Below are 26,391 nucleotides of genomic sequence, written 5' to 3' on the forward strand. Positions count from 1 at the left end.
TCAGCGGTCAAATATGCCGGAGGGATTTCCGCTGCCGGGGCGGGGCACGACACTGCGGTAGAGCGATTCGAACGCGGCCGGTTCCATACCCATCGCCTCGGCCGCCCGGTCCGCTTCCAGGCCCACGCAGTGCCGCAGTAGGAAGGCGTCGGCTGCCGGCCGCGGGAGTTTGTCGAGCGGGGAGGGGGGCCTGGCCGGGCTGGCGTGGACAGCACGGGAGAGCAGTGTCCAGGCGCCGCCCGCCGGCGAGGGACACCGCAGCAGGCCTGCCCAGCCCAGCTCGATCTGCTTCCACACCGCCTCGACGACGTCCCCCGCGTCATCGTCTCCGAGGCGCACGGCCGCGTACTGGCGGTAGGCGGAATCGAATCGGGCCTTGAACGCCGTGCGGGCTGTCTGCTCGGCGGCCCGGACATCCTTGCGCCCCGTTCGAGCGGCCGCCCCGGTCCCGCATGCCTCCAGGACCGGGGAAGCATGGGGAACGCGGCCGGAAAATGCCGTGATCATGGAAAGTCCTTGCTCGGGTGCCAAGGGATGGTCCGGTTGGCGGACCGTGGACTTGGCCGGATCTGATGCCGCTGGATGGGTGCAGGTACAGGCCGGCACTCGGGCCGGAACGAGTCGGGGCCGAAGGGGCTACGGAAGAAAAGGGCCGGGGCCGCTGGCAGCGGCCCCGGCCCCGCACTTCAGCGCGACACGCCCCACAAGACGAGGCGGCGGCCGGGACATCAGCGGCGCAGCGCCACCCTGAACAGCAGGGCCGTCCGGTCGCTGAGGACCAGCGGGGTGGCTGCCAGTACCGCGGACTCGTCCAGCTGCCCGGTCACCACCCCGACGACAAGCAGCGTCGTCAGCAGCGACGACCAACGCACCACACCGGAAAAGAAGGCGCGGAAATGTGTTTCGAGCGGGGGCGGGACCGGAATGCTAAATCGGGGGATCACCGGCCGCAAGGGCCTACTTGCACGTTCGATCATGTCGTTCCTTTTGACGGGGTACGCGATGGTCGAACCCCCGCGGGACTTCGGGGCATGCCCGCCCCGGAGTCCCGCACACCGGGGGATCAGGCTCAGCGAAACACGCCTCCCCCGGCCGTCCTAGCTCTTTCATCAGACGGCATCGCCGCACCGTATATCGCGCCCGGACGCGCCCGGAGCCGTCGGCGACGACAAGACAGAACAGATTTCTAGCAATTCCGCTCACACTGGAACATCAACCAGACCGAGCTGGGCGGAAAACGACTGTCATGGCCGGGAATCCATGCGGATCACCCGAACAGACGTCACACTCACGGGTGAACCAATTTCCCTAAAATCACGTCGCGCCCCAGATTTCCGCCCCCCAACCCGCGCCCCACGGCACGGCACTGTTCCCTCGCCGGAACTCCATCCGCCAAGGGCATTGGCTGGGCACTCGCTCGGGAAGGAGTCTCGGTCACGGCAGAAACCGACACCCCTTCGGGTACCCCGGATGCCAGCCCCGGTCCCTGAGGCCCTTGAGCTGGCCGGCGGCCTTCTTGATCTGCTTGCGGATCGGGGCGAGGGCCTCCAGCCGCAGCGACCTCGCCTACGCCCTGAACGCCCTCGGGCGACACCAGGAAGCGGCGGACCTCAACGCCACCACGCTCGCCGCCCGCGAAAGTATGCTCGGCCCCGACCACCCCGACACCCTCACCAGCCGCAACAACCTGGCCGCCGCGCAGCAGCACCAGCAGGCCGGGACACGGCGTGGTCGCAGGTGGCGGGGACGTCGTGATCGTCCGTGAACTGTCGTGGGGCAGCCGGTCGGAGGCTCCGGGATGGCGCATGCGGTAGACCTCCCGACGACGGTCGGCAACAGCGGTTCGAGCTGACCGACGCTGTCCCTTTTGACGGCACGGATGCGGCGGACCTCTCGACGAGTACTGGTGACGCGGGCCGTTTTCGAGGGTGCCGTAACTGCACCAGGGCCGACGTCCAGAGGGTCGCGATGTGGCCGCCTCCTGGCCGGAGCCCGGACAGCCATTCGGGCGAGATGTGGTCGACGGAGAACGTGGCCAGGACGACGTCGTAGGGGGCGCCCGGCCGCCATCCGTCGGCGCCCGGCCGACCCTCTTCAGGTTCTCCTGCGCGCCGGCGGCGAGGTCGGGACGAAATCGACCGTGGTGGCCTGCTCCTCCCCCGCCAGGATGCACAGCAGTCCCGCGTTGAAGCTGGTCCCCGCTCCCAGAGGCCCCCTGGCCGTCCACCCACGTCACCCGCCTGGAGGTGGCGCCGCCGCCCGCGTACCGGCCCCCGCCGTGGTCTCCGACCTGACCGCTGGCGAACCCCGCAAACTGTCGTCCACGCCCGGCCGACGAACCCCAGAATCCTGCTGGGGTACCGCCGGACGTGGCGCCGCCCCGGTACAGCGGCGGCGCGCTGCACCGGGGCGGAGGCCAGTCCGTGAGCTACACGGAGCTCACGCCCCATTGATGAGGAGCTTGGCGAGGTTCGCGGGGTCTTTGCTGAGTGCGTAAGTCGGAATGGTCCGCCCGCTGGGACGGACGGCCGGCGCGGTCACGGCGCCCGTGTACGACGCGACGACCCGGCCGGACTGGTCCACGACCATGAGCTGTGCCGGGATGGCGTCCCCGCCGCTGACGACGAGCACGGGTGCGCCGTCGGTGTAACGCACGCTCAGCAGACCGTCTTCAGGCGTGACCTGGGTCTGCGGGATCGCGCCGAGGTCGGTGATGTCCGACGTAGGGATTGCCCCCCAGGTCGGTTACCTCGGGCGTGACCTGCTCTTCGGACATGGCTGTATCCCTTCCCGGCCAACTCCCTGTTGACCGCTGTGGATCGTCCCTACGCCGCCTGCCGCCACACCCCCACCGATCGGAGTTGACTTATTCCCGATTAAGAGGTCGTTTTCGTCCGATGTTTCATCCCGGGACGGGCCGTTTGGTGGACCTTTTCGGGTCGCGCCAGGAGACGGTGTTCTCGCCGGTGAGGCGGCGGGCCATGAGGTCAGCCATGGCGAGGTTGATCAGGGCTTCGGAGCGAGTGGGCAGGGTTTCGTAGTCACGGGCCAGGCGGCGGTGGAGCATGAGCCAGCCATAGGTCCTCTCGACCGCCCACCGCTTCGGGATCGGAGTGAAACCCCTTGTCCCGGGCTTGCGGGCGGTGATCTCCATGTCGATGCCCAGGGTCGCGGCGTGCTCGACGAGGTGCTGGCGGTAGCCGCCGTCGACCCAGACTTTGCGGACGGTGGGGTGCTCGGCAGCGACCTGGTCCAGGAGCCGGGTGCCAGCGACCGAGTCCTGCACGCGGGCCGCGGTGACCAGCACGGCCAGCAGGAGACCGAGCGTGTCGGTGACGATGCTCCGCTTACGTCCGACGATCTTCTTACCCGCGTCGATACCCTGGTCGGCGGCGTGAACGCTGGTGGAGGTCTTGACGCTCTGGGCGTCGATCACACAGGCCGACGGTTCGCCGCCCCGCCCTTCCTTCTCCCGCAGCAGCTGCCTGAGTAGGCCGTTGAGCTGGGCGAACACGCCCTCGTCGGCCCATTTGGCGAAGTACCCGTAGACCGTGTTCCAGGGCGGGAAGTCGTGCGGGAGGTAACGCCACTGCACGCCGGTGCGGTCCACGTACAAGATCGCGTCCATGATGTCCCGCAGGTCATGCTCGGGCGGCCGGCCGAAGTCCAGTGCCCGGCCACGGCGTTCGAACCGCCAGGCTGAGAGCACCGGCTCTATCAACTCCCAGCGGGCATCGGACAGATCACTCGGGTAAGGGCGCCGTTTCGCCATGCTTCCGGCGTACCGCGACAGACCGAGTGCGCCCAGGCGCACACCCACGACGGTGGAAGCACACGACCGCCAAGGCCAGACATCCTGGGATGAGACAGGAACAGGTCGTCTTCCATCCCATCGGCCACCTCACACGCCCCAAAGACATCGACCGCCTCCACGACGTCACCGGCATCACGATCCGGCACCCCGGGAATCTGCACATATAAGGCCAGTGCAGGTGAAAATGACCTCTAAGGACCCACCGCTCGGTACGCGGCTGCCCTGAGGCGACCCGAGCCACCGCCCGGGTCGAAGAACCGCCATACAGCACCCCGCCACGACGTTGGCAGAGTCCTAGCCACAGGGGAGGCATACGCCCGGCCCGCGCATCACCAGAAGGGAACCAAGCCCGACGGACCGGATGAACGACGCGTGGTCCGTCCGGACACTGGCAAGTCCAGGCCCGGGGGCCCTGGCCCCAGGCCGGGGTGGCATGATCGTGCCAACAGTTATGCACGAGGAGGCAACGTGGACGACCGCTCGAAGCATGACCACTCCAGCTGGGAGGCGGTCGTGCTCGCGGCTCGGGAGCGTGCCCGCTCGCGACAGGCGCTCATGGCCGAGCGCTTCGGCCTGTCAGGAGACGTGCAATACGACTGGTCGATGGACGACGCGCAGATCACGTGGTCGCGCGACGGCAAGGTGTTCCTCACCGGCCGGCTCACAGTGATCGGCAGCGTCAGCGTTTCCCAGCAGACCTGGCTGTGGTCCTGGGCGAACGAGTCACTCCCGCACGCCGCCCTGGGCGACATGGAGAGGGTGCGGCAGTTCGGCGAGGAGAACGACTACCCCGTCCTTCCATGGCCAGACTTCACGTACGACCCCGAACTCGTTGCTGAGGCTCGGATGGTCGCGGCCTCCGTGCTCGACGCCGAGGGACTGTGGGCGGAGTCGATGGACGACGTGCAACTCCACTTCATGATCCATGACCTGGCGCTCGCTGCCGAGCGACAGTGACGGTTGCACGGATTCCCAGGCTGCTGATGCTGGCCGGACGTTAAACGGCAAACTCGGCCCACCTGCAAGCGTACGAAGAAGCGGCAGGGGCATGTGCCCCTGCCGCTTCTTCGGCTACCGAGGGGGCTGGTCAGACCATCACCGCGGCCAGCGCAGCGGTGATAGCGGCGGCGAGGGTGAGAACTGCGGCGAACGCGGCAGCCGCGCGTAGGCACGCTGCGGGATAGGTGGCTCCGTCAAGCCGAGCAAGCTTGCCTGCGGCTGCCGCGACGATGACCGCAAAGACCATGACGAGGCAGATGGTGAGCAGCAGCGTGGTAAGACCGGACATGTTGGACTCCCAAGAAGTAGGTCGCTTGATGCCGTTGACCGTCTCGGATCTGCTGTTCGCCGGGGTTCGGGTGGGTGAAGATGAACATCCTTGAACAGGGACGTGTGCAGGGGGCCGGGCGCGATGGGCACAACAGAGAAGAAGCAGGACACGTCAAGCGGGTGCCAGCAGGCGCTGCGCGAGTTGCAGGCGCGGTTCACGGATGCTCTGGCGGCTTCGGGGCTGACGGTGACGTTGCTGGCCCGCAACGCGGGACTGGGGCGCACGACGGTGAGTAACGCTCTGAATCGGCCGGTGGCGCCGAAGGCCCGGACCATTGCAGAGATCGCCAGGGTTTTGAAGCTCAATCCAGTCGAGTTGCAGCAACTGCGTCGGCAGGCCGAAGGCACGGATACCCCGCAGGCCACATCACATGCCGCACGGAAAAGCCTGGCCGGCGAATCGGCCTCTGCGCAGGCCGGGCGGCAGGGACTGCTCGTGGGAGCGCTACCCTTGCGAGCGTCAGCGTTCCAGTCTCGCCCGGAGCTGCGGGAGCGAATCGACGCTGTACGTATGGGTGGCGGGGTCGTACTGACGCAGGCCCGGCCAGCGTCCGCGCAGGTGTTGTCGGGAATGGGCGGGGTCGGCAAATCCCAGCTCGCGACGCAGTATGCGCACCAGGCTGTCGCCGAGGGGACCGGGCTGGTGCTGTGGGTTCCGGCCAGCGAAGCACAGCAGATCGTCACCATCTACAGCCAGGCCGCCTTACGTGTCGGGGCGGCGGGCGCTACCGGGGAGGATCCTGAGTACGACGCCCGGGCGTTGCTGGAGTGGCTTGCGACGACTTCGTCCTCGTGGCTCGTGGTCCTGGACGACATCAGTGACCCCGTCGCTGTCGGCCCATGGTGGCCACCGGTACGGCCGGGGGTGGGGTGGACACTGGCAACAACCCGACTGCACGATCCGCGGCTGACCGGCGGCGGCCGAACCCGCATCGACGTCGGCGTCTACACTCACAACGAGGCAGTCGCCTTCCTGGAGGAGCGGCTGGCCAGCGACGGCGGCGGTCACCTGCTCGACGGGCGCCAGGCTGAACTCGCCGCCATGCTGGGACACCTCCCCCTGGCCCTCGGGCATGCGGCCGCCTATTTGCTGGCCGAGGAGTTAGCCTGCGGGGCGTACCTAGCCCGCCTTGATGATCAGGCGCTGGTCCTGGATGACGTCCTACCCGACTGGGCGGACACCGAGCTCTACGGCCAGCACATCACAGCCGCGCTCCTCCTGTCCCTGGCCGCCGCCCAACAAGCCGGCCCGGTCGGACTCGTCGAGCCCCTCCTGCGTCTGCTGGCGCTTCTCGACCCCGACGGTCACCCCGAAGCCATCTGGACTACCCAGGCCGTTACCGACTTCCTCAACACGACACGAGGGGATGGCAGCACGGCAACCGCTACCGAAGAGATCATCCGAGCACTGCGGGTCCTCCGCCGGTACGCACTCATCACCTCCGACCCGCACACCCCGCTTCGCCAGATCCGCATGCACGCCCTCACCGCCCGCGCCGTCCGCGAAACCACCCCATGCCACCATCGGCCGCAGCTTGCCGTGACCGTCGCCCACGCATTGACTGAGATCTGGAAGCCCGGCCGTCACATCCATCGCGATCTCGCGCAAGTTCTACGTGCCAACACCGCAGTCCTGCGGCGCAACGCAGAGGAGCACCTCTGGCAGAACGAAATCCACGTGGTGATCTTCATGGGTGGCCTGAGTCTCCTGGCGAGCGGATTGCACCGTGATGCTCTGGACTACTGGGCCCCCTTCACCCAACAGGCATTCAAGGTCCTCGGCCCAGACCATCCGGACACCATACGCGCCCGCGCCGCCCTCGCCGGCTGCTACCGAGAGCTCGGCCGATACCAAGACGCCCTCACACTCGCCGAACAGGTCCTCACCGACTGCGAAAGACTCCTCGAACCTGACCACCCTGGCACCATCCGCGCCCGCGCCAACCTCGCCAGCGCCTACAACGATCTCGGCCGATACCAAGACGCCCTCACACTCGCCGAACAGGTCCTCACCGACCGCGAACGAGTCCTCAGGGACGACCACCCAGACACCATCCGCGCCCGCGCCAACCTCGCCATCATTTACAACGGCCTTGGCCGATATCAAGACGCCCTCACACTCGCTGAACAGGTCCTCACCGACCGCGAACGACACCTCGAACCCGACCACCCCCACACCATCCTCGCCCGCGCCAACCTCGCCACCACTTATCGATACCTAGGCCGGCACCAAGACGCCCTCACACTCGCCGAACAGGTCCTCACCGATCGCGAACGAGTCCTCGGAGACGACCACCCAGACACCCTCCTCGCCCGCTCCAGCCTCGCCACCACCTACAGCGACCTCGGCCGACACCAAGACGCCCTCACACTCGCCGAACAGGTCCTCACCGACCACGAACGAGTCCTCGGGGAGGACCATTTCGACACCATCCGCGCCCGCGCCAACCTAGCCAGCGCCTACAACGACGTTGGCCGACACCAAGACGCCCTCACACTCGCCGAACAGGTCCTCACCGACCGCGAACGACACCTCGAACCCGACCACCCCCACACCTTCGGCGCCCGCGCCAATCTCGCCACCACTTATCGATACCTACGCCGACACCAAGACGCCCTCACACTCACAGAACGGATGGTCGCCGACTGCGCACGAGTCCTCGGAGACGACCACCCAGACACCCTCCTCGCCCGCTCCTGCGTCATCGCCACCTACAGCGACCTCGGCCGACACCAAGACGCCCTCACACTCGCAGAACGGGTGGTCGCCGACTACGAACGAGTCCTCGGAGACGACCACCCAGACACCCTCCTCGCCCGCTCCTGCGTCATCGCCACCTACAGCGACCTCGGCCGACACCAAGACGCCCTCACACTCGCAGAACGGGTGGTCGCCGACTACGAACGAGTCCTCGGAGACGACCACCCCGACACCCTCCTCGCCCGCTCCAACCTCGCCACCGCCCATCGAGGGTGAGCCAGAGCCCCTGAGTGGACTGCGCTGCGACGGGCAATAGGCCCCGGCCTAACCGCCGCCCCGGCAGCCAGGTTCGAAGCACCGGCAGGCCGGAATTACTCGATGTCGCGTACCGCGTGTCGTTTGCGGGTGGGCAGGCCTTCAGGGTGGAATGCGGATCGGTCTCAAGGAGACCGTGCCCTGACGTCCGCCCGACCTTGAGGACGCCCCAGCAAGGGCAGAAGTGGGCTCCGCCCACGCCGGATGACTGCAATTCTTTCCAGCCCGTGACCCGCCGCGAGCCGAAGCCGGGACGGTTCCACGGCCGAGCTACGCTCGTCCCCGGACCGGTGCTCGCCAGGGCCTGGTGTGCGGTCTCAGCGAGGGGCACTGACAGCCGTTCCGGTTGCGCCCGCAGTTGGCGGCCGGACGGACTCAAGCCAGCGGTTCACGGTGGCGGGCAAGGAGTGGGTGAGTTTCTTCTGGACGGCATAGAGGGCTGGCCGGTCCTGCTGAATGCGCCTCAGGCGGTCACCGCGGCGGTGGATCGTGCGCACTTCCAGCGCCCCCGGCCGCTCCGGCCGTACGGAGGCGATGGTGGTGGTGCACTGGTCGGTGTATCCGGGCGGCAGGTCGCAGTTGCAGTGCTCGTCCACAATGGTGACGGGCAGGCCCCGGTCCGGTGCTGACAGCAGCGCGGCCAGCCGACGGTGGCCGGCGGGGCCGTGGCCTTCAGCGAAGGTGGGATCGATGATCCAGCGCTCACCCCCGCCGCGTTCACGGCAGTTGAGCCAGCCGGTCACCACCAGCGGGACACCCAGGGAACGGATCAGGCCGGCCCGACGCAGCAGACCGCTGAGCAACCAGTCGGACGCTGCGGTGCCCCTGCGGCCCGGCCGCCGGTAGGGGCGCTCGACCGGGTGCAGGCTGTCAGGCCGCCCCTGGTGGCACGGTGTCATCCCCCAGGTCCTCATCTCCAGGTCCTGGGTCTCGACCGCCCGCCGCCATTCCTCGGGGTCCAGGCCCAGCAGTACGACGGAGGCAGTCGTGCCTGGCAGGCGCAGCACCACTCTCCCGTCCTTGATGTGGGTGCGAGCCCCGGGCACCCCCATGATCTGGTCGTATTCGTCGGCGCGCGGCAGCAGGGCCTTGGCCAGATCTAGTTCCTGGGTCGCCTCGGCGTTGCGCCGCCCGGCCACGTCGGGCTCGAAACAGATCAGCAGGCGGTCGGAGCGCGGGTCGACGTACTCAATGCCCCACGGGTGGAGCGTGGTGATCTGCCGCCAGGCCAGAGCGGCCATCACACGCGCTTCCAGCACCAGCTGGCCGGCATCCGGCTCCGGGATGAGCAGGGAGCCGGGCGCAGCAGCCTCGACCCGCGCCAGGGCGGTTTTCCAGGGCAGCCCGGCGTATAGGCGCAGCAGTTCGGCACGGCGTTCGACGACGGTGGCCTTCATGACTCGGAGCCCCTCACAGCGCTCAGCTGTCCCGACACAGCGCGCGCGGCACGAGGTCCACGAGATCGTACGGAGCATGTGGCGGTGCCAGCCGAGTTGGCTCTCCCACGGTGTGCTCGATGTCGGGTCGCGCACAGGGACTGGGGCCCCGCCGGGCCCGCCGCTGCGGATTCAACCACACCGATGGGGAGACGGAACCTGGCCACCGTGATGCTGAACCGCAGTCTCACCCGAACGCCGCACTGACTACTGGCGTACTCACCGAGCACTCAAAGGAGTGCACCTGACGCGCCCGCGGAACTCGTGGTGCGGCCGCCGGGTTGCCGAGGCCACGAGCGACGGAGCGTCATCACGATCGAGATCCGAGGTCATGAGGCGGCCGCGCGCGAAGCAGCCCACCGGATCTCGAACCTCTTCCTGTCCAGCGGAGCATGCCGGCTCCGGCGTACGCCGGGTGAGGACAGACCGTCCTCCATGGCCCAGCCGTACGCGATGCCGCTGTAATCCCGCGTTGCCGTCACGTACGGGCGGCCGGGTGCCTTCGCCTGCTCCGTGATGCCGACCGAAGCGATTCTGGGTGAGGTGAACACCGCGTGCGGTCCTCACGGGGGTGCAGATCGGTCACCGTGCGCTCCGGTCGCTCCACATCTGCCGCTCATGTGACAGCCGCACGTACCTCAACGGCGTTCTCCTGCCGAGTTGGGGTGGCGCGGCTTCGTGCCCGAATCGGCTTGACGTAGGGCCCGCTGGGGCTGCCGCCCGACAGGTACGAAAGACAGAAAGGCGCCCCCCCCGTAATTCGATCTGATGTGATGACACGCGGAGAATAGTCAACTGTTTCGATTATGTAGGCGGATCTGCTACATGCTGGCGTTGGCCAGAGGTTGGCGGTCGGGAAGTCGTTCAGGCCATTCATTTCTACCGCCGCCTATGGCCGATAATGCCCCGTTTAACGGCCCACCGACCCCCGCCTACTGCCTTTTCCATGATCGTCTCTGGGTGATCACCCTCACATCTCGGCTTAAATCTCTCGGCAGCTTCATCATTGATTTTCGGACGACGGTGCATTTCTGATTGCAGGCAAAGGGAAGTGATCGCACTCTGGGCCATCAAATCCACGATTGGGTTATCAGGGGGAGAGTGTGTCCGAGCTCATGAGTGCGGGGGATCTAGCGGCCATGGGGGCTGCGGCGCTGGTTTCGGAGATGGCGAGGTCCACCTGGCAGGGCGTGCGTGATGTCCTGGCCCGGTTTTTCGGAAGCAGGGACGAGGAGGGGGCTCCGGGGCAGGTGCTACAGCTCGATGCGGGCTACGAGCTGCTGAGCCGGACCGATGATGCGAATCAGCCGGCTGTGGAGAGCGCCCTGCGCACCACGCTGGGGATCCAGCTGGAGTCGTTCTTGCGGAACCACCCGGACGCTGCCGCCGAGTTCCAAGCCCTGATCGAAAAGACTACCGGGGCGTCCGGTCCGGCAGACGGCACGCTGACCGTTCGGGGCAACACCAACAGTCAGATCGTCGTCTCACGCGGGTCCATCATCGGCAACACCCTCCACTACCGTCCGGAGGCCCAGCAGTGACCGAGGAGAACCACCGCGGCGGCTTTCCGGAAGAGCCGGATAGGTTCGGGGTGCCGTCCACGCCGGGGAACTCGCCGTCCTCAACGCCTCCCTTCGGCCCGCCGACGGCTGCCGCACCCGAGCATCCGCCGACCGCCGATTTGCCGGATCCGGTCGGCGAGCCGGATCCGGCGCCCGACGCCGAGCCGAAGCCGCCTGGCGTCGAGATCAGCGACAACAGGAACTCCCAGATCGTCGTCGCCGGACGCGACGTGACCATGCACAGCAAGCCGCCGCTGACGGTGACGCCCATCCCGTCCGCGGAGGTCGAAGCTGTCGGTCTGGCCTGGGTGGATGCGGGACCCGAGCACGAGCGGGTGACCACTGCCGAGGACGCCAGAGTGCTGCTGGCGGGGCCGGGGCCGGCTCTCGCTGTGGTCGCGGGCGCTCCGGGCATGGGCAAGCGGACCGCCGGCATCCGCGCCCTGTGGCAGATGTCCGACGCACGCCGGCGCTCGGGTGCCAACCCGCTGGACCTGCAGGAGGTGCACCCCGACTGGGAGCGCCCCGAGAGCCCGGACATCGAACTCATGCCAACGCAGGAGGCGACCGGGTATCTCCTCGATGTGGCATCCGAGATCGATGCCTGGAAAGCCCCCGGTGACGTGGCTAAGCAGCTCTTGGCCCATGCCGAGAAGCTGCGTGAGGTCGGCTCGTACCTGGTGGTCATCGCCAACGAGGACGGGTGGCCCGGCGAGCAGTCCGGTGCGTTCGACCGTGTGCAGGTCACTGCCAGGGTCAGGCCGTCCGCCCACGAGATCGCCATTGCGCACCTGAAGGCGCTGTACGGGAAGCCGGTGTGCGCCGACTGGCTGCAGCGGCCCACCGTGGGCAGCCCCGGCCCGGCCGCGATGCTCCTGAACGCGGGCTCGACTCCTGCGGACGCGGTGCGGCTGGCCGCGACACTGGCCGGTGTCGAGGAGTCCCTCAAGGGGCTGGAGACGGCGAAGTCGGCGTTCCAGGAATGGCGCACGGACGTCAAGAACGTGTTCACGGCCACGGAGGACAAGCCCGAGGACCGGGCCCTGCTGATCGCCGCCCTGTTCCTCGATGGCGAGGACGCCCTGACGGTCCAGGACGCGGCCCGCGCACTCCTGAAGGACAACAGCGTCGGAACCGTCAGGGAGATCCTCACCGGCCCCGACCTGACGAGCCGCCTGAACAAGGTCGGGGTCGAAGTTGTAACCCGCAAGGTCAGCCTCGACCACAAGGCGGGCTACGCCCGCGCAGTGCTGGTCCACCTGTGGCACCAGCGAGCCGATATCCACAAGCCCCTGCTGGACTGGCTCGATGAGCTCATCACCGCCGAGGCCGGCCCCAGCAGGCTGCAGACGATCAGTGACCTGCTGGTGGAACTCGCGATCGCCGAGAACGACTTCAGGGCGATCACCACCATCAAGGAGTGGATCGGGAAGGACAGCCGGGCCGAGCACCTGGACCTGATCGCCCGGGTCCTCACGCGGGCCGCCGAGGCCCCCGCTCTTGGACCCCAGGTCCGCTCCAAACTCCTGGACTGGGCCCAGGAACCCTCCGAGCCGGTGGCCCGCGTGGTGGCTCTGGTCTGCCAGGGAGAGTTCGCCGAGCACTACCCGAGCCAGGCCCTGGTCCGCCTCAAGCACGTCCTGGGCCGCTCCGACCGCGACAAGGCCGTCCAGACCGCCGAAGCCGCCCTGTGTGCGACTGCCCGGGCCCAAGGCCAGCTGCCCCGGTTCTGGGCGGCACTCGGGAAATGGTCGGCGGAGGGCCGGAGCCTGGCTGCCCACCGCGCTTTCCTCGCGCTCGTGGACCCGCGCAAGGACCCTTGGATCCTCCAGGTCATGCTGTCATCCGCCGAGCAGCACCCCGACGTCAAGGAAGCGCTCATCGACAAGTGGAGTGCCGCCCTCGGAAACTCCAAGGTCGACGCTGAGTCCCGTCAGGTCCTCCACAACTGGGCACACGCCTTCGCCGACGGACATGTCGAATTGCCCATGATCAAGGACATCCTCGACGAGGTCATCCAGCGCCACCTGGGCAGCTCACCCATTTCCGACCTCATGTTCGGGGCACCCGGAGTCGCCTACGACGAGGCAGTCGTCTCGCTGCGCAAGGCCCTTCGCATGCCCTCCCAGCTCCAGCCCTGGCACAGGCGCGGCTCCGGCCACGCGGGGTCGTGACATGGCGTTGTTCAAAAGCAGGCGCTCGGGGATCTCCCGCAAGGACCTGAACAGCGAACTCGCCCACATCGAAGCGCGCCTGGCCAGCAAGCACGAAGGCATCGCCTTCCACGTGGTGATCACCGCGACCGTGAACAGTGACCCGCCGGACGGTATGGACGCCGCCCATGCCATCGCCGCTATCCGGGACGTACTGCGCCATGCCGCGGCGGACGCGCTTCGGGTCCGTGATGCGTTCGACCTCGCCACGGTCCAGGACGTGTGCGCGGCCGAACTGGGACGGGAACGGTCCCTGGCGGCCGTCCCTCGCCTGCTGTTCACCGCGAAGGCCAACGTGGGCCTGCTCGCCGAGGACCGCGCCGCCGTATCGGCCCTTTTGGAGGCACAGCGCAAGCAGACCATCGCCGATGAACTGCGCCGCCAGAGGACCGAGGCGCTTGCCGTTCATCTCTCACAACCTGCGACGCTCCTCGCGCACTGGCTCGAAGAAAGAAACAGCGACTGGACCAAAGCACCTACTGTCACGGTCACCGAGGAACTCGCCCAGCGCCTGGCCGAGCACCGCCCCGTCGAGCACCTCGGTGTGGAGTACGCGCTGGTAGACGTCGTGCGCCAGTTCCTCAGTACCTTTCCCGAGCCCGCCCAGAAGATGATGATCCACACCATTCTGGCCGGTGGCATGCGCGCCTTGGACCGGCACGACCACGCAGACCGCGTGGAGGCGCTCGCCGGCAGTCTCGAACCGGCTCCGGCAGGTGGCTCGTGAACAGACGGCTAGCCTCACCTCCAGACGGCCGGTGGTGCCCGTGAGTACGACGTTGTGGCGGTGGTTGCTGTCGCCGCGGACCAGCTGGCACGCCTGGCGCGCGGTACGGGCCTCTGGCGGGGACGTTTCCTTCGACGTGGCCTGGCGCCAGACCCGGGTACAGCTTCATCCCGACGAAGCCGACTACCGGGCAGCAGGCCACCGGCCCGACAGGGCCATGCGGGCGAATATCACCCCGGAGCAGCCCTCTCCGATCAAGCCGGACGGGCCATAGCCCCCCGAGAAGGAACAGCCCCAGTAGTCCCTCCAGGACGGCCTCCGAGACCCTTTCCGGCCCCGGAGGCCCCCGACACGACAGGTACATGTCTTGGTCCTGCTGTGCCGACGGAGCTCTGCCTGAACGCCGGGAAGAAGATCCGTTTCCCCGGTGAATCAACCCGCCCGGCCGGGCGAGTTGCCCCGACACCCCCTTCCAGACCCACAGCAGATCCGGCTACAAGCCGAAGCATGATCAACAAACTGCTCCGCAACGGCCTGCCCGCGCTCGCCCTCGCAGTCCTGCCCATCCTCCCCACCGCGCCCCCGGCCGTCGCCAACACCCCGGCCGTGTTGTAGCAATCGACCGCCCCGGGCAGGAGGGACGAGCCCCATCGCGAAGCGGCCGTCCCGCTGTCACTGACACTGCGTCCGCCTGACGCAGGACACAGAACCGCGGGCGCTCCGCTCTGGGGTCGCTGGACCCGTACGACAGCGGGGGCTGCGGCAGATCGTGGGGCCGGTTTCCGGGGGGGGTGCCGGTGTCAGAGTCCCCCACCGCCAGCGGCGTACCAGATGGTCTCGTGGGTGACGCGACCGGTGAAGGTGAATTTGATGGTGTCGCCGCTGCTGACATAGATGGTGGCACTCTGATCGGGTCCGAGTTCGGTGCGCCTCATCTTGTCGGATTTGCCGACTTCGATGTTCAGCATGCCGTCGCTGCCGTCGCCGCCGATGTTGTGGCCGACCAGGAGTCCGGCGGAGGGCGCCACCCTCTCGTAGGGAACGTTGGTCGTGATGACACTCGCCCGGCTAAACAGGGAACTGTCCGCATCGGGACGCAGACTGCCGGAGACGGATTTGGCGTAGACGGACCCGACGCGTAGGGGGCCGAGGACCTCGCCGTGCACGGTGAGGTTGCCGATTTCCAGGTCGGGTTTGTTGACGGTGACCTGGGCGGAGACGATCCGGACGACGGGGTTGGTGGCGTCGCCTGCGGTGGCGCGGAGGTAGAAGGTGGTGTCCGATTTGATGCCCTCGACATTGTGGGTGCTTCGGTCGGTGACACAGATGTTGACGTCGCCGTAGAGGAGTTCGTAGGTGGCGTTGGCGGAGCGTTCCCAAGTGAGGCGCACGTCGCCGCCGTTTTGGATGACGGAGGGTTCGCACAGGAAGTTGCGCAGGTAGAAGTCGGCGGGGAATTTGCCGAGGTTGAAGACGGTGGGCCGGTTCTGGGGCGCGGCGTTTCCGGTGTGGGAGCGTTCGGTGATGGTGATGGGCGCGGTGCCGACGGTGCGGTTCATGGGGATGCCGGAGAGCTGGATGGTGAATCCGTCATCCGGACCGATGGGTGCGGTGCTGCGGGGTGTGAAGACGAATTCCTTGGCTGCGGCGTCCAGGCGCGAGGTCCAGCCGTCGAGGCTGATCCGGTAGGTGATCTTGTTGAGGTCGGTGGCGAGGTCGGGTGCCCTGTCCCCGGCCGGTACCTTCACCTTGATCCACTCGACGTTGGCCGGGGTGCCGCTCTGCCGGGCCACCGCGATGATCACCTCCCCCGTCTCCTCGGGGTAGTCCTCGTTCTCCGGTGATGCCTTCAGCGGGCTCGGCGTGGTGGTGATGCTGTAGGACAGCAACGGATCATCGACCGCGGCGGCGGTGGTCTCCACGCTCTGGGTCTGCACGACCACACTCATGTAGGGCTCCTTCGGGTGCGGGCCCGCCCCGCCCCGGGGCGGGGTTGGACGGGGCCGGACGGGGGGGGTCAGTGGTGGCTGCGGGTGTGGGCGACGGCGTTGTCGAGACTGAGGAAGCCGGAGCGGACCTCCGGTTCGGCCGGCGGCAGGTCGTACTGGTCGGGGCTGAGGATGGGCAGGTTCTGCCACGTGTCGCCGTGGGGCTCGGTCCAGGTCCAGGTGCCGAGTCCACTGGCCGGGGTCGGCATGAGGATGGTCTCTTCGCTCTCTCCCTGGTCGCCGCGCAGGTGGGTGGTGGCGGCCAGGAGCGGGCCGGTACGGAAATTGACCGTCATCCGGGTGATCGCCTGGTCGGTGAACTGCTGGGGCACGAAGACCTTCTTCGTGGCGAGGATGTCGGTGGTGGCGTGGACGGCGGCGCGCGCGTCCAGGAGCACCGTGGCGACGGCGGTGTTGTGCATGCCGAAGTCCAGTTCGAGGCCCGGGTTGTTGCCGATGGGCCGCAGGTAGTCGCCTGCGCCCGGTGCGGGGGCGACGATGGTCTCGAAATGGTCGTAGTCGTCGTCCAGGACGTAGCCGACGAGGCCGTCATCGCTCTGCTGGGCTTCGCCGAGGCGGATCGCCCACGGATAGGTGGGCAGCTCGGAGGCCGGCGGCTCGAACAGGTTCTGCCAGCTCACATCGGTGCGCAGGGGTCCGCGCAGGTCCATGGTGAGGCGGGTGCGGACCAGGGCGAGGGGGCGGCCGAGGAGGAAGCCGAGGCCAGCGCCTTCGGAGGCGACCTTCCCCGCGCCCAGGCCGCCCTCGCCAGGCGATCGGCAAGGCGGCTGTCGAGGCCGGCGTGGAAGCAGCGCCTGAACACGCAATAGCCACCGCGGGACCGGACAAGGTAATCCTGTCCGGCCCCGCCGTCGTCAGCCGAAGTCGAGCGTCTCCTGTACGAAGTCGGCCAGGGCCGGGCTGGGTGGGGCGGCCCCCGGCGCCGAGCCGCACGAGCTCGGCCATCGACGCGGGCGCCGTCGAGGATCGGGTCCCAAGATCCTCGGGCAGCTGATGGCGTCGGAGGGTGACTTGTCTCGCGCCGCTTCTCATCCGCTTTTTCCCTCCCGCTTGCAAACCGGCGGTCTTTAGCCTGAGGACATGCCGCAGCCTGAGTTCCGCGACGACGACTTCATCAACCCCGAGGCCCCTGAGGACGAGCGCCACCTCAGGCCCCCCCCCCCGCGTCCGAGACCTCTCCTACGAGCGCTCGCGAGGCAGGCAGGCAATGGATCTGTGGAAGGGGTCCCTCATCGCCACTGTGACGGAGCCGTGGGACGCCTACCCTGACCTCTCAGAGATCCCCGAGGGCGCCGTGCCCGGCCCTTCCATGACCCTGTTCGTCAAGGAGCGGCCGCGCGGGGCGGGGTACGTAGCCGACTTCCTCTACAAGGCAACCGACCTGCCCGTCACCGTGCACGGCGTCCTGGTGAACCAGGGGGCCGGCCTCGGTGTGATCGAGCTCGAGCTGTGGCGCCCGGACTGGGGGTACTGGGACGACTTCGGAGACTTCGTCGGACCTGCCGGCGAAGAAGCTTCGACAGCCGTTGCCGTGCCGATCACGGGCGACGTCCTGCGGCGCATCCCACTGGGTCAGATCGTCGCCCGGGCCCAAGCCGAACTGGCCAGCCATTCCTGGAAGGACGAGGGCGTAACCACTATCGGGATCGCGCCTGCTGCAGACCGTCAGCCAGGCGACCTCGCCCCGGCGTCCGTGCGGGCCCTGGAAAACGCAGGAGCCCTCGCGCAGCCGGCAAAGCGCGGCCGGCCCCCGTTGGAGGGAGCCCTCCTTCACGAGCTGGCCCACGCCTACCTCCGCGAGGCCGGTAACGGGCCTGGACTCCACCGGCGCCTGGCGGATCTCTTCGAACGCCCGGAGCCCACCATCGCGGACTGGATCAAAGCAGCCCGCGAACGGGGGTACCTCTCCCCCGCGGTCCCGGGCCGCAGGGCAGCCGGCCCAGGGCCCCTTCTCAGGTATCGGACGGAGGGAAGCCCGCCGCCTCCCTCGGCTTGAGCTCGACCGGAGGGACCCGGCGCTGCAACACTGCCAAACCGGCTTGCCCAGGGTCACCTAAGGCTTGCCCACGCTGTCAGCGGGAGGCTTGCCCAGGGCGCCAAGGGGCTTGCCCGGGGCGTCAGGGGGCTTGCCCAGGGCGGAAGCGGGCGCGCCAGCCGCGGGCCTTCTCGGCCGTCTCGGCGATGGCGGCCTCCTGCTCCGGGCGGTCGCGTTCGGCCTGGTCCTCTGCCGCGACCGTTTTGGCCTCGCACGGCTCGCACAGCGTCGGGTGCCACCGGTGGCCCGGCTCCGGGGAGAGGCGGGTGTTCTCCCATCGGTCGTTGTCGAACTTCGTCCCGCAGCCGGCGCAGACGGGGCGGCCGGCCTCATGCTCGGCCCTCTTCTGCTCGGCCGCGCGGCGCAGCTGCTCCTGGTACTCGGCGTGCTGCACCAGGGCCCGCTCCGCCCGGAGCGCGAGGACCGCATCGCGGCGCGGGTTGCCGATCGCGTCGCGCAGCGGCTGCATGTGGGTGCGGCCGAATCGAAGGAAGAGCGGGCCGTTGGGGCCGTGCTCGCACAGGTTGCGCAGGCCGGTCGCGATGATCGGGATCTTGCGGTCGTAGCTGCTGAACCCGTCGGCCGGCTCGCCCGCCCACAGCGGCCGGGTCAGCTCCTGCAGCCGCGGGACAGTGCGGTTGGGGTCGCGGGCGCCGATGTGGTTGAAGACGATCAGTACGGGTGGGTGCGGGGCCTCGCCTCGCTCGGCGACGCGGGCCATCCAGCGGGTGCGCCACATCGGTTTGTCCTTGCCGTCGGTGTCCTTCATCTGCCGCTTGAAGAACCTGGCGTACTTCAGCAGCTTGGCCGCGATCTCCTCGGCGGTCTCGTGGCAGTTGTCGACCTCGATGAACAACAGCGGGATCCCGTCCTGGGGGGCGGTGAGCACGATGTCGGCCTGGGCGCCGCCCTTGCCCGGCGCACCCCACGTCCCGGTGGCGGGCAGCGGGACCTCCGTCGCGTACGAGGCGATCGTGCCGACACCGGCCGGGGCGTCGACGGCGGCCTGCGCGGCCGCCTTGGCTTCGGCCGGCTCGGCGGTGAGCAGCCGGAGGTCGGGCTTGGGGCGGAGCAGCGCGATGACGGTCTCGTTGACGGCCATGGGGTGTGTGGCCCCGCTGGAGCCCGCACCGCGAGCGGTAGAGCCCATCTCCGTCAGCGGGCGCCCGAGCTCGTAGGAGGCGGCTTCCAGGCCCTTGGTGGTCAGGTTGCGCAGCGACTCCCCCGCCCGGGTGGTGCCGCCGTTCTCGGCGAGACCGTGCTTGCGCAGATCGGAGAGCGCGCCCGCGTGCGAGGCGGTACGGGCGGTCTTCCGCTCGGAGGCGGTCGGCTTCGTGGTGTGCCGGTAGGTCAGGTGCGGTGAGGCGATCCGCTGGATCTGGTCGGCCGTGGCCACCTTCAGCACACCGAGCACCCGCAGCACATCCCCGCGCAGATCGTTCGAAGAACCCGCCGGATTCGTCAGCCGCCTGCCCGCCATCAGCTCCACCCCTTCGCCACTCGCGACCAGCTACACGGGTCGGCTGCGAGCCGGACCAGTCCAGTCGTGGAGGGCGCCGGGCCCCCTGGAACCCGATGATCTCCTCCCATACGGACAACAAGAGGGGGAGAAGAGGGGTGTGACGGCGCGGATTTCACGCCGATTCGCACGCTGACCTGCATGTTTCCCACCCTGGCAGGTGCCGGGCACCCAAGTGGGTACCGAAGGAGACTCCGAAGTGCCCCCTCAAGGAGCCCACTTCGGCTTGCCCAACTGAGATCGTTTCATCCTGAATTCGCAGGTCACGGGGCTGGCGTGGGCCGGGAGTGACGTGCTCGTGCCGGTCAGGAGGGTGATCGTTGCGGGGAGATCGTCGGTCACCTCTGGACTTCGGTGTTGGTGAGGACCAGGAGGGCCCGCAGGAGGGTGGTCGCGTGGCGGGCGTTCATGCGGACCTTGGTGAGGATGCGCCAGGACTTGAGGTTGGCGAAGCCGTGCTCGACGGCGGCGCGTTCGCGGTTGAGCAGGCGGTTCGCTTCCTTCTCCGCGTCGGTGAGCTTGTGGTTCTTCGTGGCCTTGCGGCCGGTGATGATTACCGGGTCGGTCTCGGGCTGGTCGTCCAGGCCAACGAAGCCGAGGTCGGCCAGGGCGCCGAGTCCGGCCTCGCGGAGGCGGGCGGTGATCTTGTCGTGGCGGGCAGCGGTGATCTCGCTGGAGCGTCCGGGCCGGGCCGGGGAGATCCAGATCAGGTTGCCCTTGACGTCGGTCAGCGCGAGGAACAGCAGGCCGTGGGCCTTGTGTTTCCCGCTGTAGTTCATCCTGTTGTCTCTCCCGGTGCGGCGGCGGGTGCGGACCAGGGTTCCGTCCAGGAGGACGACCACCCCGCCCTTCTTGGCGATCTTCTTCAGGGTGCGGTCCAGGCGCGGAGCCCGCGCGGAGAGCAGGTTGACCGCTTCCTCGACCCAGCGGCGCACGGTGGGGGCCGAGACGGCGTTGCCGCCGGCCATGTCCACGAGCCGCTGGTCGTGACGCAGGACGGCCAGGACGACGATCGCCTGGCTGCCGGGATCGAGCTTGCGCCATCGGGTGCCGAGCCGGTTGCGGCGCTGCCGTATGAGACCGGCGACAAGATCGATGGTCGACTTCGACAACGGGAGCCGGACCTGGTAGACAGCATCGCGAGAGCCCTCGGCGGGCTGGTTTGTCTTCACACACGACCCAACTCCCGCCGGGGGCGCTCGCGTTACGGAAAAAGAATCGGTCCTTCCGCTCTGCTCCGGCAGGTCAGCGTGGCAAGTACCGGCCCGCTCCGGTCCGTGACAGCCACCCCCGGTCGGCGAGTTTGCGCAGCTGGCCCCGGACCGGCTCGACCTTCGCCGGGGTGAGTTCGCGGCCCAGCGCACGCGCGACGTCCTTGGCCATCACTGGACCGTCTGCGTCGGCGACGATCTCCATGATCCGTCGATAGTCCGAGGTCAGAACCTCCATCCCCATCCCGTCCACACGCTCGGGGACCAGCCGCATCCCGGCCGCACCCGGCGTCACCGCCACAGGCTCCGGGTCCGGGTCCGGGTCCGGGTCCGGGTCCACGATGCCCGAAGACCTCCGTCCGCCGTCCGTCGCCTCGGCCCACTCCCCGAAAACCGCCTCGGCGGCCTCAAGCCGAACCAGTCTCCCCTCGACCTCGGCCAGCTCCTTGCGCAACACCTCTGCACGTTCCTCCAGCTCAAGCCGCTGCTGAACCGTCCACGTCAGCACATCTGCCATGCCGCGGAACCTACGCGGCCGGCCGCCGAGCCCGCCCCGGAACGCCAGACCTCACCCGTGACGGACGATCACGTGCTAACGATCTCGCCCCCCGGCCAGCCCGAGCTCGCCAGCCACAGCCCACGCCAGGCCCGTGACCTGCGACTTCAGAATGAAACTTGATCATTGAGGCCGCCGCCATCTGAGGAGAGCAAGGTCGGGCAGCGCGAGCCCAACGGGCCCGGGCGTTTCGTTTCGAGCAGACAGCCCGGTGGGACACCGACGGAAGTCGCTGATGAGCGGTGACAGAGCTGGTACAGCTAGGGCCATCCCACGTTGGTGGAGATCGTTTCCCACGTTCCTGGCGTACTGCGTGGTGCTTACGGCGTAGCTTCGGGGCAGTCGGCTGGGACCCATGTGGCGGTGGAGGCCACGGATCGAGGGCGGCATGACCGCACACCGACACCCGGCCAGGCCCGAGACCTCAGCACCGGATGGCTTACCGCTGCCGCGTAAGGATGTACCGCTCACCCGAATCCGGCTCGCCGATCCAGGTGAAGACCGTCGGGTGTTCCTCCGTACCGCCGATGTCCCAGCCGAAGGACAGGCTCTCGCAGTCCGCGATGCTGAGCTCGAACGGCCGGCCGACACCCTCGTTCTCGGTCAGCTGCCATTTCCCGGTGCAGTTGGAGGCACCGGACTGCTCACCTGTGGCCTCGTACTCCTTGACGCCCTTTGCCGTCACCGTGCCACCCGCCTCGAAGCGGAGGCTTCCGCCGCCGCCGTCCGTCCAGGTGCCGACCATGTCGGCTTCAGTGAGCCGGGGCGGTTCGTAGATCTTGAGGATCCCCGAGCTGTACGCCGCGACCCCGACCGCAAGCGTCACCGCGAGCAGCCCCAGACCGCCCAGCGCCACGCCCCCGAGCACCCGCCATCGGGCCCCGGGCTTTCCGGGATTCCCCGCCGCCCGGGCGCACAGGGTCGCGGGTACCAGCCCGACGATGAGGCTGAGGGCAAGGACGGGATAAACGAGCAGGCCGCCGAAGCCGACCAGAAGCGTGCAGGAGCCGATGAGTAGCGCCAGAGTGACGGCAACGACCGCCACAGTGGCCAGGGTGAGCTGCCAGCTGTCGCGCCGACCCGTACGGCGGGCCACCGCACGCCCGAGGAGGACGAGAGGCAGCACCGCCATCGCCGAACCGGCCAGCCCTGCGATCACCGACATGACTGCCAACAGCACGAGCGCGAATACGGTGCCGAACAGCCATCCGAGGCCGCCTTCGCCTCCGTGGGACTCGAACTGCAAGATGATCAGGACGGCGACCAGCGCGGCGATCACGGCCTCGGCCCCGATTGCCACAGCCCCGACGGTGAACACCGCACCGTTCCCGCCGTCCGGGGGCCGCACGGGCATGAACCCCTGCGGCGGCACACCCGGATTCCCAGGAGCCCCCGGCGATGTCAGCCCCCATCTCGGCGGCGTGGTCTGCGTCATGCGTCCCCCCATGTCCAGGCACATCATGCACCTAGCCACACCGGAGTGATCAGGGGGGGGGAGGCAAAGCGCTCACGCCACCGCCAGCTCCGACTCCGCTCCCAGGCCGCATGCTCCTGGAACTGCACTCAAATCCCCCAGCGAGCCCTCCTCGTCCTCGCCAACACCGAAGTCCAGAGGTGACCGATGATCTCCCCGCAACGATCACGCTCCTGACCGGTGCGAGCCCGTCACTCCCGGCCCACACCAGCCCTGTGACCTGCGGAATCAGGATGGAACGATCTCAATGACGACTCCTTGCCCCTGCGTGCCAGGGTCGCCGCCGCGCTCGTTCTCCTCTATGCGCAACCCGTCAGCCGCATCGGCCGCCTCACAATCAACGACGTCACCGACGACCAGACCACCGTCACCGTCCAGTTAGGAGACCCACCGTCCCCGCTGCCGGAGCCCGTCGCCGAGCTGATGCGGGCGTACATCCTGTCCCGCCAGCATCTGCCCTACGCCAGCAGCAGAAGCTCCCACTGGCTCTTCCCCGGCCGCCAACCCGGACAGCCGATGAACCCGGTCAGCCTCCAAACCCATCTGCGTGAGATCGGCGTCCCGCCACAGCGCGGCAGAGCCTCCGCGATCCGTCAGCTCGTCCTGCAGGCCCCGGCCCCGTCATCGCGAAGGCACTCGGCTATCACGACAAGACCGCCACCCGGCTGATCACCGAAGCTGGCGGAACCTGGAGCCGATACGCCCCTGGCGACCACAATCGGTGACCGCCGGCGGATGGAAACTCAGGCAACCGACGCCCTGAAAGGATCGGTGGGGATGATCTCTGCCTCGTCGAAGAGCTGCTCCAACGCCTCGTGCCCGTGACGCCTGCGGAACTCGATCTCGGCTGTCGTCAGGGGCAGGGTCCACAGGATGCGGGCGTGGCCCCCGGGAACGGGGCAGTGTTCAAGGTCTGGTCCGTGGAGATAGGGCAGGCTGATCAGCAGGTGATCGCAGGCTGACCCCGGCACCCACGGTTCCCCGATCGGCATGCTGTGCTCCAGGTCGAGCTGATGTCCTCCGCAGTGGCAGTAGGCGATCATCGCCATGAGTTCGATGAACCGCTGGTCGCGGACGTGGGCGGTCATGACGAACTCAAGGCCGTGACCGTCCTTCTCCATCGCGACCCAGCACCCGGCGGTCACATAGGCCCAGCTGTCGCTGCGGGGACCGGGCCCCACAACGAGAACTCGCAGCTCGGGCACCACCTCTCGCCGTTCCGGCCCGAGGTCGTAGTCGACGACCTCCACGGAGTGCCCTTCGAAGAACGCCCGGACATGTGACTCAACGGCCTCCGCGGCCAACACCCTCGCATCACTCACCACGCGATCATCCCACCGCGATCGGCAGCCCCTGACGGCTCACTCAGCGTCATGGGGCTGACGACGTCAGCTACGAATACGCGACACCTCAACATGCGAGCCCACCAGTCCCAAGGCCGGAGAGCCCCGTGGGTTCAGGGAAACTGAAGCCTGTTCAGTGGGAACTCGCGGGTCGGTCCGTGTGCATCAGGTGGGGATGTCCGTGGGTTCGGCGGGAACGCAGGGGTGGACTGTGGCGAGGCGGCGGGCTTCGGCTGTGACCTCAGCATCGATCTGCGCTACTGCTTTGTCGTCGCCGTATTCGAGGAAGGCGTACTCGTCATCGAGTGCGGCGAGCCGTGCTGTCAGGGGCAGCTCATGCCCGTAACGCTGGTTGATCCGGAAAGTGAGCTCCCAAGGTTTCAGCTCGCCGGCCAGCATGCGTCGTGCGAGCGCTCGCGCGGCGGCTTCTTGGCCGGCCTCGCTGGCGGCTGGATAGAAGATGAGGCCGAGCTCATCGAGCGCTTCGGGGAGCAAGTCGTGCACGTCGTAGTCCGCCTCGGCGCGTGTGCAGGCTGCCAGCACCCGAAGTCCGGGGCTGTCTAGGCCAGCGACGAGCGCGTCACAGGCCGCGCTGACGACATCGCTTGCGGGGATCTCGCCCACGCTCCAGAGAGTGGCGCGGTCCTGTAGTTCGCTGGCTGCTGCTTCGGTCGACGGCATCCGCCCATGTTCGCTTCAATCTCGGGTCCCGGTCGAACAGGTTTCACTGGTGCTTCTGCTCGGCAGCTTGCTCCAGCAGCGCCCGCGCGGAGTCTGCATAACGCATTGCGGTCTTCTCATCCAGCCCGAACACCTGGGCGAGGTGGAGCGGATCGGGCCCGTGGGTGAGGGCCTCTTCGAGTTGCCGGTCGACGCGGAGACGCTCCAGCGTCGCGCCCTGCCCGCGCATCGCGGTGCTGATCCAGTGGTTACTGGCACGGCCAGTCTTCGTGGCGGTCTGGTTGTTGATCAGTAAATGGAGGTTCGCCGTGTTGGGCCACCGGCTGCGCCTGTGCTCCAGCCAGTCCAGCAGCAGTTTCAGGGTGAGGTCGTCGAGCGGGCGTGCTCGTCCTGCGATTGTCATTCGGCAGTTGCCGATGTCGAGGTCGTCGAGCATGAGGGTGCCGATCTGAGCCACCCTGGCGGCGTGAACCGCGGAGAGAGCGAGGATGAGCCGTGCCGCTGGGGTGGTGGCTGCCGCGACGGACCGGCCAATCTGGGCGGGGAGGAGCGGTTGAAGCACGCCGTACTCGTACTGACCGACCTTGATCCGGCTCGTGGGGTTGCGGAAGATGAGACCTGCCCGTTTGGCCCAGGCGAACAGTGAGCGAAGGGCGACGAGCTGGTCGCTGCGATGGTGGCCATGCAGCGTTCTGGTGTGAGCGAGGACATCGTCGCGAGTGACTTCTCGCAGGTGGTCGTAGCGGTTCGACCACTCCAGAAGTGCTGGGCGGACATGGTTGAGGTAGAGCCAAACCGTGCCTTGCCGCCGGGGCAGGCTGCGGGGGCCACCGTCGCGGAGGGTCCGGGTCCAGCGCTCGGCCTCCGCGCTGATGCCTGGCGAAAGTCCTTCCAGGCGCTCGGTGAGCCAGTTCTCGAAGGAGGGCTCTTTGTCGTCCAGGAAGATCCCCATCTCCTCCAGGACCGTGACGGTATGCCCGACTGGCAGGTCGCGGGCCCGGAGCGGGGTGAAGATCTCGCTGTGACGGATGACATCGCCCTCGACGTGCTCGGTGAGGACCAGGGCCAGGCCGCGGTTCACGGCAAAGCGGATGTTGCGCCCCCATCCCCGCGCCTCGGCGATCTGGTGGGCGAGGTACTTCGCCCAGGCCAGCCACGGGCTGGCCAGGTCGACGGCTGTCGGGTCGAGGCGGCTGTAATCACGCGGGATTTGCTCGAACAGCGGCAGCTGACTCCAGTCGGCACTGGGCCGCCAGGCCGGCGCGGGCGGCGGCTTGCGTGGCGGTCCCCGTCGTCCTCCGCGCTGTGCAGGGGGCGGGTGCCGGGCCGTTGCGATGGTGCAGGCCGACGAAGAACTTTCATTCTGGTGTTCGTGCAGCCGGCCTCATCGCCTGCACCGGTATCGGTCTGGTCGTCCGGCACGGACCAAAGCTGATCACCGCACCCGGCCCTCAGGCTGTAGTGCC

General features: G+C 68.2%; 23 protein-coding genes. 8 read left to right on the plus strand and 15 right to left on the minus strand.

Annotation, left to right across the window (positions count from 1 at the left end; translation table 11 throughout):
* Both SLAV_RS00380 and SLAV_RS40705 read right to left on the minus strand, forming a co-directional pair.
* On the minus strand, nucleotides 1–507 hold the full coding sequence (locus SLAV_RS00380) for a hypothetical protein (RefSeq protein WP_030239906.1): 507 nt from the start codon (nucleotides 505–507) through the stop codon (nucleotides 1–3).
* Nucleotides 508–728: 221 nt separating this feature from the next.
* Complete coding sequence (locus SLAV_RS40705) at nucleotides 729–875, minus strand: hypothetical protein (RefSeq protein ID WP_158740934.1); 147 nt, start codon at nucleotides 873–875, stop codon at nucleotides 729–731.
* Between the two features lie 650 nt (nucleotides 876–1,525).
* Between SLAV_RS40705 and SLAV_RS41980 the strand changes: the two genes are divergently transcribed.
* Nucleotides 1,526–1,765 (plus strand): tetratricopeptide repeat protein, encoded by a 240-nt coding sequence (locus tag SLAV_RS41980; RefSeq protein WP_234333903.1) that lies wholly within the window; start codon nucleotides 1,526–1,528, stop codon nucleotides 1,763–1,765.
* 674 nt (nucleotides 1,766–2,439) lie between these two features.
* Here SLAV_RS41980 and SLAV_RS00395 read toward each other — a convergent pair.
* Both SLAV_RS00395 and SLAV_RS00400 read right to left on the minus strand, forming a co-directional pair.
* Nucleotides 2,440–2,655: a hypothetical protein gene (locus SLAV_RS00395; protein WP_030239913.1), complete on the minus strand. Its 216-nt coding sequence runs from the start codon at nucleotides 2,653–2,655 to the stop codon at nucleotides 2,440–2,442.
* Between the two features lie 247 nt (nucleotides 2,656–2,902).
* A complete protein-coding gene (locus SLAV_RS00400) occupies nucleotides 2,903–3,772 on the minus strand; it encodes an IS5 family transposase (RefSeq protein WP_078950674.1) in 870 nt (289 codons plus the stop codon).
* Nucleotides 3,773–4,282: 510 nt separating this feature from the next.
* Here SLAV_RS00400 and SLAV_RS00405 point away from each other — a divergent pair.
* A complete protein-coding gene (locus SLAV_RS00405) occupies nucleotides 4,283–4,771 on the plus strand; it encodes a DUF6882 domain-containing protein (RefSeq protein ID WP_030239923.1) in 489 nt (162 codons plus the stop codon).
* A gap of 130 nt (nucleotides 4,772–4,901) precedes the next feature.
* On the opposite strand, the gene SLAV_RS00410 is transcribed toward SLAV_RS00405, so the two are convergent.
* Complete coding sequence (locus SLAV_RS00410) at nucleotides 4,902–5,102, minus strand: hypothetical protein (protein WP_030239925.1); 201 nt, start codon at nucleotides 5,100–5,102, stop codon at nucleotides 4,902–4,904.
* Between the two features lie 90 nt (nucleotides 5,103–5,192).
* Between SLAV_RS00410 and SLAV_RS00415 the strand changes: the two genes are divergently transcribed.
* Nucleotides 5,193–8,120, plus strand: a complete 2,928-nt coding sequence (locus SLAV_RS00415; protein WP_100661225.1) for a tetratricopeptide repeat protein — start codon at nucleotides 5,193–5,195, stop codon at nucleotides 8,118–8,120.
* A 356-nt stretch (nucleotides 8,121–8,476) separates the two neighbouring features.
* Here the strand turns inward: SLAV_RS00415 and SLAV_RS00420 are convergent, their stop codons facing one another.
* Nucleotides 8,477–9,556: a hypothetical protein gene (locus SLAV_RS00420; RefSeq protein ID WP_030239928.1), complete on the minus strand. Its 1,080-nt coding sequence runs from the start codon at nucleotides 9,554–9,556 to the stop codon at nucleotides 8,477–8,479.
* 1,142 nt (nucleotides 9,557–10,698) lie between these two features.
* On the opposite strand from SLAV_RS00420, the gene SLAV_RS00430 reads away from it, so the two are divergent.
* The 3 genes from SLAV_RS00430 to SLAV_RS00440 all read left to right on the plus strand — a co-directional run bounded on the left by SLAV_RS00430 (nucleotide 10,699) and on the right by SLAV_RS00440 (nucleotide 14,097).
* Entirely contained in the window at nucleotides 10,699–11,136 is a 438-nt protein-coding gene (locus tag SLAV_RS00430; RefSeq protein WP_100661224.1) for a hypothetical protein, read from the plus strand.
* A 140-nt stretch (nucleotides 11,137–11,276) separates the two neighbouring features.
* Complete coding sequence (locus tag SLAV_RS00435) at nucleotides 11,277–13,331, plus strand: hypothetical protein (protein ID WP_030239937.1); 2,055 nt, start codon at nucleotides 11,277–11,279, stop codon at nucleotides 13,329–13,331.
* Nucleotide 13,332: 1 nt separating this feature from the next.
* Nucleotides 13,333–14,097 carry a hypothetical protein gene (locus SLAV_RS00440; RefSeq protein ID WP_030239940.1) on the plus strand — a complete coding sequence of 255 codons (765 nt, stop codon included), beginning with the start codon at nucleotides 13,333–13,335 and terminating at the stop codon, nucleotides 14,095–14,097.
* An 800-nt stretch (nucleotides 14,098–14,897) separates the two neighbouring features.
* Here the strand turns inward: SLAV_RS00440 and SLAV_RS00450 are convergent.
* Together SLAV_RS00450 and SLAV_RS41985 are read right to left on the minus strand one after the other, a co-directional pair.
* The gene (locus tag SLAV_RS00450) at nucleotides 14,898–16,046 is read right to left on the minus strand and encodes a hypothetical protein (protein ID WP_051841434.1); all 1,149 of its coding nucleotides are present in this window, start codon (nucleotides 16,044–16,046) and stop codon (nucleotides 14,898–14,900) included.
* 68 nt (nucleotides 16,047–16,114) lie between these two features.
* Entirely contained in the window at nucleotides 16,115–16,756 is a 642-nt protein-coding gene (locus SLAV_RS41985; protein WP_234333894.1) for a hypothetical protein, read from the minus strand.
* Nucleotides 16,757–17,313: 557 nt separating this feature from the next.
* Between SLAV_RS41985 and SLAV_RS41690 the strand changes: the two genes are divergently transcribed.
* Nucleotides 17,314–18,102 (plus strand): hypothetical protein, encoded by a 789-nt coding sequence (locus SLAV_RS41690; RefSeq protein ID WP_208754730.1) that lies wholly within the window; start codon nucleotides 17,314–17,316, stop codon nucleotides 18,100–18,102.
* 121 nt (nucleotides 18,103–18,223) lie between these two features.
* Here SLAV_RS41690 and SLAV_RS00465 read toward each other — a convergent pair whose 3' ends face one another.
* The 4 genes from SLAV_RS00465 to SLAV_RS00480 all read right to left on the minus strand — a co-directional run bounded on the left by SLAV_RS00465 (nucleotide 18,224) and on the right by SLAV_RS00480 (nucleotide 22,727).
* Nucleotides 18,224–19,621, minus strand: coding sequence for a replication-relaxation family protein (locus SLAV_RS00465; RefSeq protein WP_037688880.1), 1,398 nt, complete (start codon nucleotides 19,619–19,621; stop codon nucleotides 18,224–18,226).
* Between the two features lie 377 nt (nucleotides 19,622–19,998).
* Nucleotides 19,999–20,832, minus strand: a complete 834-nt coding sequence (locus SLAV_RS00470) for a transposase family protein (protein ID WP_051841435.1) — start codon at nucleotides 20,830–20,832, stop codon at nucleotides 19,999–20,001.
* Between the two features lie 73 nt (nucleotides 20,833–20,905).
* Nucleotides 20,906–21,388, minus strand: a complete 483-nt coding sequence (locus SLAV_RS00475) for a hypothetical protein (protein WP_051841436.1) — start codon at nucleotides 21,386–21,388, stop codon at nucleotides 20,906–20,908.
* Between the two features lie 478 nt (nucleotides 21,389–21,866).
* Entirely contained in the window at nucleotides 21,867–22,727 is an 861-nt protein-coding gene (locus SLAV_RS00480; RefSeq protein ID WP_159038046.1) for a hypothetical protein, read from the minus strand.
* Nucleotides 22,728–23,159: 432 nt separating this feature from the next.
* Here SLAV_RS00480 and SLAV_RS00485 point away from each other — a divergent pair, with 432 nt between their 5' ends.
* Nucleotides 23,160–23,570, plus strand: coding sequence for a site-specific integrase (locus SLAV_RS00485; RefSeq protein WP_051841437.1), 411 nt, complete (start codon nucleotides 23,160–23,162; stop codon nucleotides 23,568–23,570).
* A 74-nt stretch (nucleotides 23,571–23,644) separates the two neighbouring features.
* On the opposite strand, the gene SLAV_RS00490 is transcribed toward SLAV_RS00485, so the two are convergent.
* From SLAV_RS00490 to SLAV_RS00500, 3 genes are all read right to left on the minus strand, one after another.
* Complete coding sequence (locus tag SLAV_RS00490; RefSeq protein ID WP_030239961.1) at nucleotides 23,645–24,223, minus strand: suppressor of fused domain protein; 579 nt, start codon at nucleotides 24,221–24,223, stop codon at nucleotides 23,645–23,647.
* A gap of 186 nt (nucleotides 24,224–24,409) precedes the next feature.
* Nucleotides 24,410–24,925, minus strand: a complete 516-nt coding sequence (locus SLAV_RS00495; protein ID WP_078950666.1) for a hypothetical protein — start codon at nucleotides 24,923–24,925, stop codon at nucleotides 24,410–24,412.
* Between the two features lie 43 nt (nucleotides 24,926–24,968).
* Nucleotides 24,969–26,006 (minus strand): site-specific integrase, encoded by a 1,038-nt coding sequence (locus tag SLAV_RS00500; RefSeq protein ID WP_051841438.1) that lies wholly within the window; start codon nucleotides 26,004–26,006, stop codon nucleotides 24,969–24,971.
* Nucleotides 26,007–26,391: the final 385 nt, after the last annotated feature.

Origin of the sequence: Streptomyces lavendulae subsp. lavendulae (assembly GCF_002803845.1) — a bacterium.
GTDB classification, from domain to species: domain Bacteria; phylum Actinomycetota; class Actinomycetes; order Streptomycetales; family Streptomycetaceae; genus Streptomyces; species Streptomyces lavendulae.

Bases quoted from the DNA above. Each gene is read 5' to 3' on its own strand.
- SLAV_RS00380 (WP_030239906.1), bottom strand. From the start codon at position 507: ATGATCACGGCATTTTCCGGCCGCGTTCCCCATGCTTCCCCGGTCCTG.
- SLAV_RS00400 (WP_078950674.1), bottom strand. From the start codon at position 3,772: ATGGCGAAACGGCGCCCTTACCCGAGTGATCTGTCCGATGCCCGCTGG.
- SLAV_RS00410 (WP_030239925.1), bottom strand. From the start codon at position 5,102: ATGTCCGGTCTTACCACGCTGCTGCTCACCATCTGCCTCGTCATGGTC.
- SLAV_RS00420 (WP_030239928.1), bottom strand. From the start codon at position 9,556: ATGAAGGCCACCGTCGTCGAACGCCGTGCCGAACTGCTGCGCCTATAC.
- SLAV_RS00440 (WP_030239940.1), top strand. From the start codon at position 13,333: ATGGCGTTGTTCAAAAGCAGGCGCTCGGGGATCTCCCGCAAGGACCTG.
- SLAV_RS00450 (WP_051841434.1), bottom strand. From the start codon at position 16,046: ATGAGTGTGGTCGTGCAGACCCAGAGCGTGGAGACCACCGCCGCCGCG.
- SLAV_RS41985 (WP_234333894.1), bottom strand. From the start codon at position 16,756: ATGGACCTGCGCGGACCCCTGCGCACCGATGTGAGCTGGCAGAACCTG.
- SLAV_RS41690 (WP_208754730.1), top strand. From the start codon at position 17,314: ATGGATCTGTGGAAGGGGTCCCTCATCGCCACTGTGACGGAGCCGTGG.
- SLAV_RS00465 (WP_037688880.1), bottom strand. From the start codon at position 19,621: ATGGCGGGCAGGCGGCTGACGAATCCGGCGGGTTCTTCGAACGATCTG.
- SLAV_RS00475 (WP_051841436.1), bottom strand. From the start codon at position 21,388: ATGGCAGATGTGCTGACGTGGACGGTTCAGCAGCGGCTTGAGCTGGAG.
- SLAV_RS00495 (WP_078950666.1), bottom strand. From the start codon at position 24,925: ATGCCGTCGACCGAAGCAGCAGCCAGCGAACTACAGGACCGCGCCACT.